This is a genomic window from Halomicrobium sp. IBSBa (assembly GCF_017612575.1).
Taxonomy (GTDB): domain Archaea; phylum Halobacteriota; class Halobacteria; order Halobacteriales; family Haloarculaceae; genus Halomicrobium.
In genome coordinates this window covers 1-406 of the sequence record NZ_JADPQC010000060.1, presented here as the reverse complement: position 1 = coordinate 406, position 406 = coordinate 1, and the positions used below count along the sequence as shown (strand labels likewise).

Sequence of the window (406 nt, the reverse complement as noted above, 5' to 3'; positions counted from 1 at the left end):
CCTGTATCCTGAGCGCGTACCGCTTGCGGTAGGTGAGCGCGAGGCTGGCGGCACCGGCGACAGCGAAGGCCCCGCCGAGGAGGACCGACCGGTCAAGTGACAGCAGACCGAACCCGACCAGCGCGGCGCTCATCACCGCGAGAAACCAGTCGACGTCCTGAAGACTTACCTCGACGATGTCGTCGAGGTCGACGACCACCGGATTGTCGCCACGGTCGACCACAAGGCGATCAGCACCGAGGACGACTGTCCCGCCGGTCCGGAGCGTGCCGGCGTACCGCTGGTCGCTGACAGGCGATGCGGTGTCTGCGGTCGCGCCGTCGTTGTCGTCGTCCACGGTCAGTCGTCGCTCACGGCTGGCGGGCGGTCGCCGCCGCGGCCGCGGATGCGGTCCATCGCTGAGACG

At 69.2% G+C, this 406-nt stretch carries 1 protein-coding gene; it reads right to left on the bottom strand.

Translation table 11 applies throughout. The features are described 5' to 3' along the window. Positions 1–337, bottom strand: a 337-nt coding sequence (locus IL252_RS17450) for a hypothetical protein (protein WP_208629074.1), incomplete at its 3' end; no start/stop codon positions are given. Positions 338–406: the final 69 nt, after the last annotated feature.